This window comes from Allobosea sp. 01N443 (genome assembly GCF_056399325.1).
In genome coordinates this window covers 1-10,100 of record NZ_JBFTRC010000204.1, presented here as the reverse complement: position 1 = coordinate 10,100, position 10,100 = coordinate 1, and the positions used below count along the sequence as shown (strand labels likewise).

The window sequence follows — 10,100 nt, the reverse complement described above, 5'->3', positions numbered from 1 at the left end:
GTCCGGGATTGGCCTTGAACTCACGGGCGACCAGCGCATCGACCGGCAGCATGATCTCGCAGCCCGCAATCCTGGCCTTCTCCTCGATCTCGCGGGCGGTAGCGAGGAGATCATGCTCGCAGAGCGACTTGCCGACATCGACGCCGCGCGCGRCCAGAAAGGTATTGGCCATGCCGCCGCCGATGGCGAGGACGTCGACCTTCTTCACCAGGTTGCCGAGCAGCTCGAGCTTGGTCGAGACCTTGGCGCCGCCGACGATCGCCATGACCGGGCGGGCGGGATTGTCGAGCCCGGCGCTCAGCGCTTCCAGCTCGGCCTGCATGGTGCGACCGGCATAGGCCGGCAGCACATGGGCGAGGCCCTCGGTCGAAGCATGGGCGCGGTGGGCGGCGGAGAAGGCGTCATTGACGAAGATGTCGCCATTGGCGGCGAGCGCCCGGACGAAGGCGGCGTCGTTCTTCTCGTCGCCCGCGTGAAAGCGGGTGTTCTCCAGCAGCAGGACTTCGCCGCTCTTGGCCGCGGCGACGGCCTTGGCGGCGTCCTCGCCGATGCAGTCACCGACGAAGATCACCGGCTGGCCAAGCTGATGGGCAAGCGCCATGGCGACCGGCTTCAGCGAATCCTTGGGATCGCGACCCTTCGGCCGGCCGAAATGCGCGAGCAGGATGACCTTGCCACCTTTCTGCGAGATCTCGCGAATGGTGGGCAGGACACGGTCGATGCGTGTCGTGTCGGTGACCTTGCCGGCCTCCATCGGCACGTTCAGGTCGACGCGGACAAGGACGCGCTTGCCGGCGAGATCGGCGTCGTCGAGCGTGCGGAAGCTCATCGTGGCAGAAGTCCCGGAAACAGGCCCGGCACGCCGAACTTCAGCACCAGGATGGTGAGCAGCACGGTGAGAACGGCAGTGACGAGGGCGGTCGTGAACAGGGTCGCCGAACGAGGCGTCGCGTCGACGCGTTCGCGCAGCGCCGCAACCTCCTGGCGGATTCCCGCGAAGTCCATGGCGCCGGTCGCGGTCTCGACCTTGGCCGCACTGCGCTCCAGCGAGGCCTCGGCCCGGGTGAAGACGGCCTCGTAGCGGGCAAACTTCTCCTCGATGCGCGCCGCCTTGTCTTCGATGCGAGAGAGTTGGTCGAGCTTGCGCGGCTCCGCGGTCGGCGCCGCCTCTTCGGTCCGGCTGGCTGCGGAGAGAGCCGTCACCGTTGCTCCCGATGCGCTGGGCGCAGCGATGGAGGGTTCGGAGAGGCTCGCCGGCGCGGCGACGGTCGGCTCGATCTTGGTCATGCGCGTTCCGTTCGTTCGAGAAGGGTCAGGCGGGGCCCGGCAGCGCGCCGGGTCCCGCCGGCCGTTGCGTCAGATGAGCTTCGCCATCGCGACGGCAGTGTCGCTCATGCGGTTCGAGAAGCCCCACTCGTTGTCGTACCACGCCAGGATGCGAACGAACTTGTCGTCCAAAACCTTGGTCTGGTCGAGCGCGAAGGTCGACGAAGCCGGGTCGTGGTTGAAGTCGATCGAGACGTTCGGCTGGTCGGTGACCGCGAGGATGCCCTTGAGCGGACCGCGCTTCGAGGCCTTGATGATGGCTTCGTTGATCTTCTCGACCGTGGTCTTGCGCTTCGAGATGAACTTGAAGTCGACGACCGAGACGTTCGGGGTCGGCACGCGGATCGAGGTCCCGTCGAGACGGCCCTTCAGCTCGGGAATGACGAGGCCGATCGCCTTGGCGGCGCCGGTCGAAGTCGGGATCATCGACAACGCGGCAGCACGGCCGCGATAGAGATCCTTGTGCATCGTATCGAGCGTCGGCTGGTCGCCGGTATAGGCGTGGATCGTGGTCATGAAGCCTTTGTCGATGCCGACCGCGTCCTGCAGCACGCGCACGACGGGCGCGAGGCAGTTCGTCGTGCAGGAGGCGTTCGAGACGACGAGATGGTCCGTGGCCAGGGCGTTGTTGTTGACGCCGAAAACCACGGTCAGGTCGGCGCCATCGCAGGGCGCCGAAACCAGCACGCGCTTCGCGCCGGCGGCGAGATGGGCGGCCGCCTTGTCGCGGGTCGTGAAGATGCCGGTGCATTCCAGCGCGATGTCCACGCCGAGCGCCTTGTGCGGCAGGTCCTTGGGATCGCGGATCGCCGTGACCTTGATCGGTCCACGGCCGACATCGATCGTGTCGCCGGAGACTGTCACGGTACCGGGGAAGCGGCCATGGACGGAGTCGAAGCGGAAGAGATGGGCGTTGGTCTCGACCGGGCCGAGATCGTTGATCGCCACGACCTCGATATCCTTGCGCTTCGACTCAATGATCGCGCGCAGAACATTGCGCCCGATGCGGCCGAAGCCGTTGATCGCCACCTTGACCGTCATCTCAATCCTCTCCTTCGCCGATTCACGGCGGGTTGGCCGTTATTCACGCGGGCAAATCGGCCAAAGCATGGCCAAACGCAAGTGTCCGGGTGAAACTCAGCCGTTATGCCGCTTCAATGCGGCTTCGACCACTGCGTCGGGCGTAATGCCGAAATGTTTGTAGACGTCCTTGTAGGGGCCGCTGGCGCCGAAGGAGGCCATGCCGACGAAGACGCCGTCATGGCCGATCACCGCATCCCAGCCGAAGCGGACGGCGGCCTCGATCGCGATCTTGACCGGGGCCTCGCCGATGATCTGGTTCTGCGTCGCCTCGTCCTGAGCGAGCAGCAGTTCGAGCGAGGGCACGGAGACGACGCGGGCGCGGACGCCCTTCTCGGCCAGAAGCTTGCGGGCCGCAACGGCGATCTCGAGTTCCGAGCCGGACGCGAAGAGCGAGACCTGCGCCTTGCCGCCCTCGGCTGCCTGCAACTCATAGGCGCCCTTGGCCGAACGGTTGGTCKCGGTGCCATCCGTGCGGAGCTGCGCGAGATTCTGGCGCGAGAGCGCCAGCACGGTCGGCCCTCCGGTCCGCTCAAGAGCGATCTGCCAGGCTTCCGCCGTCTCGATCGCGTCGGACGGGCGCAGCACGCGCATGTTCGGCATCGAGCGAAGCGAGGCGAGATGCTCGACGGGCTGGTGGGTCGGACCATCCTCGCCCAGGCCGATCGAGTCATGGGTCATGACATAGACGACCGGCAGGCCCATCAGGGCCGCCAGGCGCATCGAGGGGCGGGCGTAGTCGGCGAAGACCAGGAAGGTGCCGCCGGCGGTGCGGAAGCCGCCATGCAGGGTGATGCCGTTCATCGCGGCAGCCATGCCGTGCTCGCGGATGCCGTAACGGATGTAGCGGCCCTTCGGGGTCTTGAGCGTGAAGTCTTCCAGCCCCTTCGCCTTGGTGTTGTTCGACGGCGTCAGGTCGGCCGAGCCGGAAACCAGCTCCGGCATCACCGGCACGATGACGTCGAGGGCGAGCTCGGAGGCCTTGCGGGTCGCGACGGTGACCGGGTTGGCGGCAAGGGCCTTCTTGTGGGCGACGATCACCTTGTCGAGCTTGCCCGGAATCGTGTGGGCGAGGCGGCGCTCGAACTCGGCGCGCTTGCGTGGCGACAGCGCCTCGAACCGGGCGAGCCAGTCCTTGTGGGCGAGGTGGCCGGCAGAGCCGAAGGCGCGCCAGCTCTTGAGGATGTCGGGGGCAATCTCGAAGGCCGCGCCGGTGATGCCGAGCTTGGCCTTCGCGGCTGCGAGTTCCTCGGCGCCGAGCGGCTCGCCATGAGCCTTGGAGGTGCCGGCCTTTTTCGGTGCGCCGAAGCCGATCACGGTCTTGCAGGCGATCATGGTCGGCTTGTTCGACTTCTGGGCGCGGCGGATCGCGGCCTCGATCGCGTCGGGGTCATGGCCATCGACGCGCTCGGAGCGCCAGCCACAGGCCTTGAAACGCGCGACCTGGTCGACCGAGTCGGAGATCGAGAGCGGGCCATCGATCGAGATGCCGTTATCGTCCCAAAGCACGATCAGCTTGTTGAGCTTGTGGTGGCCGGCAAGCGCGATCGCTTCCTGGCTGATGCCTTCCATCAGGTCGCCGTCGGAGGCCAGGACATAGGTCTTGTGGTCGACGACCTTCTTGCCGAACTCGGCGGCGAGCATGCGCTCGGCCATGGCCATGCCGACTGCGGTGGCGAGACCCTGGCCGAGCGGGCCAGTGGTGGTCTCGACGCCGACAGTCATGAAGTTCTCGGGATGCCCCGGGGTCTTCGACTCGAGCTGGCGGAACTTCTTGAGGTCGTCGAGCTCCATGCCCGGCGTGCCCGTGAGATAGAGCAGGGCGTAGAGCAGCATCGAGCCGTGACCGGCCGAGAGAATGAAGCGGTCGCGATCCGGCCAGCGCGGATCGGCGGCGTCATAGTTCATGACGCGGGTAAACAGCACGGTTGCGACGTCGGCTGCACCCATCGGCAGGCCGGGGTGGCCGGACTTCGCCTGCTCGACGCCATCCATTGCCAGGGCGCGAATGGCGTTGGCGAGCTTGTCGTGCTGGGCGCGGTCGATCGTGGTCATGGTGTCATTGGCTCCGGCGGGCGGAAGGGCGCGTCCCGCGTCCGAACCATGCCGGAAGGGCATGAGGGCGACGGTCCGGTAGGCTTTCGGGGCATAGTTTTCGTGCGGGTGCTCGATAGGATGCCCGCTCTCCCGGAGTCAATTCATCAGGGGGCTGCTATCACAGTTGAGAGCTGCGAATATCTGCCCGAAAGCGTTTCCCACTTGCTCATATCCTGCTTTAGGCTCGCGAATCATGGAGCCGGCTTCGAACTGAAAGGGAGGAGACGACCGTGGCGAGCCTGATGCTGGACAATGCGCTTGCGCGACTCGATAGCGCACTCGCGCAACTCGAGGCGGCTGCGCGCCGACGCATCGAGGCGGAGCGCGGACGGGCCAATCTCGAAACCGAGCTGACCTTGATGCAGGATGACAGGGCCCGGCTCGCAGCGGAGCTCGATGGCGCGATCGCGCGCGTCGGCCAGGTCGAAACCGCGGCGGGCGACGTCGAACGCAGGTTGGAGAAGGCGTTGGGCGCGGTGGGTGACGTGATCGCCCGCGCCGAGGCGCGCGAGCACTGAATACGGAGGGCGTGATGCCGCAGGTGAATGTCACGATCGCGGGCAAGGCCTATCGCATGGCCTGCGGCGACGGCGAGGAAGCCCATCTCGAAGGGCTCGCCAATCTCTATGACGGCAAGATCGATGAAATGCGCCAGGCTTTTGGCGAGATCGGCGACATGCGTCTGCATGTGATGGCCGCGCTGATGGTTGCCGACGAGGTGTCGGAGCTCAAGGAACGCGTCGCGACGCTGGAGAACATGCTCGCGGCTGTGCGCGGCGACGCCGGCTCTGCCGATCAGCGCCTGGGCGAGGTCGAGGAGCGCGCCGCCGAAGCGCTGGTCACTGCGGCAGAGCGTATCGAAAGCGTGGCGCGCAGCCTGATCCCAAGCCCAGTCGGCTGAAGCCTCGAGGCACGGCATCGCCTATCCCGATCCGATCGACGGCGTGATCCAGCACGGACTGGTGCGGGCGGCCTGGCAGTAGCCCTGCGGGGGCGACGATTGCCCCGAGGCGTTCTCTGGGTGAAACAGCGGCGATGCAGCACTATGCGATCTTCCTGAGCGGCCCGATCGGCGCCGGCAAGACGACACTCGGCAAGGCGCTGGCCACGGAGCTCGGTGGCGGCTTCATCGACGGTGACGACCATTCGGATCCGGATCTGCCCTGGTATCGCTCAATCCTGCGGACGAGCCGATCCGTGGTCAGGACTGGCCTGACAATCCTCGCGGTTCAGCCAGTTGTCGTGATCGCCTATCCGCTGGGGTGTAGCACCTGGATCTTCTACCGGCGTCATTTCACGGATGCTGGCGTTCGCCCGCTCTTCATCAGCCTGCGCGCCTCCTATGCGGGTATCACATCGGCGGCACGCGGCCGCGCATTCGACGAGGACGAGCATGAGCGCATCCGCGTCATGCTGCATGAAGGTTATGCGGAACGTCCCTTCAGCGATCTGATCATCGACACCGACCTGCTGCCGTTCGAGGCGACGTTGCAGCARCTCACCCGGGACGTGCGAGAGTTCTTCTCGGCGTGAGCCAGCATCCTGTGCGCCGGCTGCAACTCGCCACTGGCGCTTTGCCGGCGAGCGTCCTACATAGTTCTGGCGGGGCTGCCCGGTGCGTGAGAGTATGTATTCCCGGGCCCATACGATCTCCTCGGGAGCTGTCCCTGACTGGGTCCCTGGACCCAGACATATGGCGCCCACCTACTTAGTAGGTGTCCCGGGATCGAAAACTCCACGGCCAAGGTGGCTCCGCACTTTCCCATGCACACTGACCTTCAAACGACGCCGCTCCGCGGCAAGAGCGAGCTGCGGATCGAGGCGCTCGCGCGCCGTGACGCGCTTGAGATCGATGACCGGCTCGAATGGGATCAGGCCATCGTCGCCGGCGTCCTGGCGCTGCCGGCGCTGGCTGGAGGCGGAACCGTCTCGGCCTATTGGCCGATGCGCTCCGAGGCCGACCCCCGCCCGGTTCTGGAAGCGCTGCACGCGCGGGGCGTTCCGCTCTGCCTGCCGGCTATCGTCAATGGCGCGATGATTTTCCGGAGCTGGGCGCCATGGGAGCCGATCGTGCCCGGTGGCTTCGGTACGCTGGTGCCGGAGCCGCAACAGCCGCAGGCAAGGCCGAGCATCCTGCTTGTGCCGCTCGCGGCCTTCGACCGCCGGGGCTACCGCATCGGCTACGGCAAAGGCTATTACGACCGCACGCTCACCGAGCTCGGAGCGGTCACTACGATTGGCCTCGCCTATGGTGCGCAGGAGATCGCGGCTGTTCCCGATGAGCCACATGACCGCAAGCTCGACTGGATCGTGACCGAGCGCGAAACCATCCGCTGCGGTTGATTCGCGTGCGCGTTCGCGTCAGTGAAGCGCTCCTTCTTCGTTCAGGGTTCCCGTCATGCGTTTTCTTTTCCTCGGCGACGTCGTCGGTCGCCCCGGTCGCATTGCGGTTCAGGAGCGCCTGCCTGGCCTGCGTGAGCGCTGGAAGCTCGACTGTGTCGTGATCAATGGCGAGAACTCGGCCGGTGGCTTCGGCATCACCGAGGCGATCTGCGACGAGTTTCTGGCCGCGGGGGCCGATGCCGTGACGCTCGGCAACCATTCCTGGGACCAGCGCGAGGCGCTGGTCTTCATCGAGCGCCAGCCCGCATTGGTCCGCCCCGCCAATTATCCGCCCGGAACGCCCGGCCGCGGCGCGACCGTGATCGAGGCGCGCAACGGCGCGCGCGTGCTGGTCGTCAATGTGATGGGGCGGCTGTTCATGGATCCGCTCGATGACCCCTTCGCCGCGGTCGAACGCGAACTCGCAGCCTGTCCGCTGCGCGAGGTCGCCGACGCCGTCATCATCGATGTCCATGCCGAGGCGACCAGCGAGAAGCAGGCCATGGCCTATTTCGTCGATGGCCGCGCCAGTCTCGTGGTCGGCACCCATACCCACGCCCCGACCGCCGATACGCGCATCCTGCCTGGCGGCACCGCCTACCAGTCCGATGCCGGCATGTGTGGCGACTATGATTCCGTTCTGGGCATGCACCGGGAGGAGCCGGTTCGCCGCTTCCTGCAGAAGGTGCCGGGCGCGAGGCTGGAGCCTGCGACCGGACCTGGAACACTGTCTGGCGTGGCGGTCGATATCGACGACGCGACGGGGCTGGCCCGGGCGGTCTGGGCCGTCAGGCTGGGGCCGCATCTGAGCGAGGCCACACCGGAGGCCTGGGAGCGGGGCTGATCACCCCACCCTGAACCGTTTAGACGGTGCGGCCCTGACGGGCGAGGTTCTCGAAGGCGGAGGTGAGCGACGAGGCTTGCTTCGCCAGGTTTTCCGCGACGCTCAGGACGTCCGAGACATTGGCGCCGGCTGTCTGCGCCATCTCGCTGACCCCGCTGGCGGMCTGCGCGACTTCCTGCGTTCCGAGCGCGGCCAGGTTGACGCTGCGGGCAATTTCCTGCGTTGCGGCGCGTTGCTCGTCGATCGAGCCCGCGATCGTCACCGTCGTCTGCTCCATCTGCGTGACGAAGGCGACGATGCTCTCGATTGCCGCGACTGCCTCGCGCGTCGCCGCCTGCATCGCCGGCACCTGAGCCGCGATCTCGTCGGTTGCCTGGGCCGTGCGCGCCGAAAGCTGCTTGACCTCATTGGCGACCACGGCAAAGCCGCGCCCGCTTTCGCCGGCACGCGCAGCCTCGATCGTGGCGTTGAGCGCGAGCATGTTGGTCTGGGCGGCGATGGTCTTGATCATCTCGACCACCGCGCCGATGGTTTCGGCCGAATGCGCGAGGCTCTTCACGATGATGTCGGTCTTCATCGCGGCCGCATTGGCGTCATGCGCCATGTTCGCCGCGCGCGAGATTTCGGACGAGACATCGTTCAACGAGATCGAGAGCTCTTCGGCCGCGCTGGCGACGTTCTGGACGTTTGCCGAGGCTTCATCGGAGGCCTGCGCGGCGACGATGGCCTGCGTGCCGGTATCCTGCACGACGTTGCTGACGGCGCGTGCCATGGTCTCGACGCGGGTGGCACCGGTGTTGACCGTGTCGACCACACCGCGAACCGTGACCTCGAAGGCCTCTATCTCGGCGCGGGTGCGCTCGCGGCTTTCACGCTGGACTTCCGCATAGGTCTCGAGCAGCAATTCGAGGTCCAGTTGCACGGCCTTGTTGAGCGCAGCCCTCATGGCAATGCCCCGGACGAAGCGCTTGTGCTGCCAGAAGCCATTCAACTTCTGGAGGCCGTCGCGGTCGACACCAAGCTCGGCGCCGATCGCGTTGGAGACGATCGTGTGGCAGATCGCGACCGCATAGACCGGAACACCGTGACGATAGAAGCCTGCGGCGAGGTTGCGGGCGGAGTGGATGTAGCCATCCCCGAGTTCGCCCGAGGCCAGCCTGATCCAGTGCGCCAGCCTGAGTTCATGAACCTCGGGGGTTTTCAATGCGCGGCTGGTTTCCGGCCAGGGATCGAATTCGACGTGCAGTTCCTGCAGCAACCCCGGCAGTCTCTCCTTGGCGAAGGCGGATTGCAGGCGCAGAAGGGCGAGATCGTCGGCGCCGATCTGGAACGCGCGGAAGCGCACGTCCTGTTCTGCGATGGCTATGCTGGACACAGATTTCATGAGGTCGGGAGAGCTGCAATCTGGCAGGAGGGACTGATCTGAAGTGACCCTGACCCAGTTCGGCAAAGATTGGCTTAACGCTGCTCTTGCCGCGCTTCTGCCGTGGAAACGCAGTAGGAGCATCGTCATTCAGGGCGGCCCGGCGGCTTGCCTGCCGGCAAAAGCCCCGCTTATAAGGCGCGGATTGCCTCGCCGGGCCCAGTTTGGTCCGCCTTGGCAGGTCCACAGTGACAAAAGAGGCTGACCTCGATGGCCGGGCATTCCCAATTCAAGAACATCATGCACCGCAAGGGCAAGCAGGACGCGGTGCGGTCCAAGCTGTTCTCGCGGCTCGGGCGCGAAATCACCGTCGCGGCCAAGATGGGCATGCCCGACCCCAACATGAATCCGCGCCTGCGCATGGCGGTGCTCGCCGCGCGTGCCGAAAACATGCCGAAGGACAATATCGAGCGCGCCATCAAGAAGGCGGCCGGCAATGAAGGCGAGAACTATGACGAGGTGCGCTACGAGGGCTATGGCCCGGGCGGTGCCGCCGTCATCGTCGAGGCGCTGACCGATAACCGCAATCGCACCGCTTCGGCCGTCCGATCCTACTTCACCAAGGCCGGTGGGGCTCTTGGCGAAAGCAACTCCGTCTCCTTCATGTTCAACCGCGTCGGCGAGGTCACCTACCCGCCGGAGGCCGGCGATGCCGACAAGGTCATGGAAGCGGCGATCGAAGCTGGCGCCGACGACGTCGTCAGCGACGAGAACGGCCACACGATCCTGTGCGGCTTCGATGCGCTGAACGAAGTCTCCAAGGCGCTCGAAGCCTCGCTCGGCGCGCCGGCTTCGGCCAAGCCCGTCTGGCGCCCGACGACGACCGCGCCGCTCGACGAGGAGAAGGCCGCATCGATGATGCGGCTGATGGAGGCGCTCGACAATGACGACGACGTGCAGAACGTCTTCGCGAATTTCGAGATCGCCGACGAGATCATGGCGAAGCTC

11 protein-coding genes and 1 other RNA gene are annotated in these 10,100 nt (G+C 66.1%); 7 read left to right on the top strand and 5 right to left on the bottom strand.

All coding sequences use genetic code 11. The features are described from left to right. The 4 genes from AC1DRP_RS31085 to tkt all read right to left on the bottom strand — a co-directional run. A partial coding sequence (locus tag AC1DRP_RS31085; RefSeq protein WP_476770507.1) for a phosphoglycerate kinase occupies positions 1-829 on the bottom strand: 829 nt, incomplete at its 3' end. After that, complete coding sequence (locus tag AC1DRP_RS31080; protein ID WP_476770506.1) at positions 826-1,287, bottom strand: hypothetical protein; 462 nt, start codon at positions 1,285-1,287, stop codon at positions 826-828. The genes AC1DRP_RS31080 and AC1DRP_RS31085, both read right to left, overlap by 4 nt. Before the next feature lie 69 nt (positions 1,288-1,356). Further along, positions 1,357-2,367: a type I glyceraldehyde-3-phosphate dehydrogenase gene (gene gap / locus AC1DRP_RS31075; RefSeq protein ID WP_441488205.1), complete on the bottom strand. Its 1,011-nt coding sequence runs from the start codon at positions 2,365-2,367 to the stop codon at positions 1,357-1,359. Between the two features lie 96 nt (positions 2,368-2,463). Further along, on the bottom strand, positions 2,464-4,461 hold the full coding sequence (gene tkt, locus AC1DRP_RS31070; protein ID WP_476770505.1) for a transketolase: 1,998 nt from the start codon (positions 4,459-4,461) through the stop codon (positions 2,464-2,466). A 272-nt stretch (positions 4,462-4,733) separates the two neighbouring features. Between tkt and AC1DRP_RS31065 the strand changes: the two genes are divergently transcribed. The 6 genes from AC1DRP_RS31065 to AC1DRP_RS31040 all read left to right on the top strand — a co-directional run bounded on the left by AC1DRP_RS31065 (position 4,734) and on the right by AC1DRP_RS31040 (position 7,729). Beyond that, positions 4,734-5,021 (top strand): DUF4164 family protein, encoded by a 288-nt coding sequence (locus AC1DRP_RS31065; protein WP_371331978.1) that lies wholly within the window; start codon positions 4,734-4,736, stop codon positions 5,019-5,021. A 14-nt stretch (positions 5,022-5,035) separates the two neighbouring features. Next, positions 5,036-5,404 carry a cell division protein ZapA gene (locus AC1DRP_RS31060; RefSeq protein WP_069879404.1) on the top strand — a complete coding sequence of 123 codons (369 nt, stop codon included), beginning with the start codon at positions 5,036-5,038 and terminating at the stop codon, positions 5,402-5,404. Between the two features lie 134 nt (positions 5,405-5,538). Further along, positions 5,539-6,036 carry a hypothetical protein gene (locus AC1DRP_RS31055; protein ID WP_476770504.1) on the top strand — a complete coding sequence of 166 codons (498 nt, stop codon included), beginning with the start codon at positions 5,539-5,541 and terminating at the stop codon, positions 6,034-6,036. A gap of 69 nt (positions 6,037-6,105) precedes the next feature. Further along, positions 6,106-6,260, top strand: a non-coding RNA gene (gene ssrS / locus AC1DRP_RS31050) — 6S RNA. Positions 6,261-6,267: 7 nt separating this feature from the next. Continuing rightward, entirely contained in the window at positions 6,268-6,846 is a 579-nt protein-coding gene (locus AC1DRP_RS31045) for a 5-formyltetrahydrofolate cyclo-ligase (RefSeq protein WP_441506995.1), read from the top strand. Between the two features lie 55 nt (positions 6,847-6,901). Then, positions 6,902-7,729, top strand: coding sequence for a TIGR00282 family metallophosphoesterase (locus AC1DRP_RS31040; RefSeq protein ID WP_441488209.1), 828 nt, complete (start codon positions 6,902-6,904; stop codon positions 7,727-7,729). A gap of 19 nt (positions 7,730-7,748) precedes the next feature. Here the strand turns inward: AC1DRP_RS31040 and AC1DRP_RS31035 are convergent, their stop codons facing one another. Then, on the bottom strand, positions 7,749-9,074 hold the full coding sequence (locus tag AC1DRP_RS31035; protein ID WP_476770503.1) for a methyl-accepting chemotaxis protein: 1,326 nt from the start codon (positions 9,072-9,074) through the stop codon (positions 7,749-7,751). 288 nt (positions 9,075-9,362) lie between these two features. Between AC1DRP_RS31035 and AC1DRP_RS31030 the strand changes: the two genes are divergently transcribed. Then, on the top strand, positions 9,363-10,100 hold a 738-nt coding region (locus AC1DRP_RS31030), incomplete at its 3' end, for a YebC/PmpR family DNA-binding transcriptional regulator (RefSeq protein WP_476770502.1).

Excerpts from the sequence above, each read along its gene's own strand:
- AC1DRP_RS31045 (WP_441506995.1), top strand. The coding sequence starts at position 6,268 with ATGCACACTGACCTTCAAACGACGCCGCTCCGCGGCAAGAGCGAGCTG.
- AC1DRP_RS31060 (WP_069879404.1), top strand. The coding sequence starts at position 5,036 with ATGCCGCAGGTGAATGTCACGATCGCGGGCAAGGCCTATCGCATGGCC.
- AC1DRP_RS31080 (WP_476770506.1), bottom strand. The coding sequence starts at position 1,287 with ATGACCAAGATCGAGCCGACCGTCGCCGCGCCGGCGAGCCTCTCCGAA.
- gap (WP_441488205.1), bottom strand. The coding sequence starts at position 2,367 with ATGACGGTCAAGGTGGCGATCAACGGCTTCGGCCGCATCGGGCGCAAT.
- AC1DRP_RS31040 (WP_441488209.1), top strand. The coding sequence starts at position 6,902 with ATGCGTTTTCTTTTCCTCGGCGACGTCGTCGGTCGCCCCGGTCGCATT.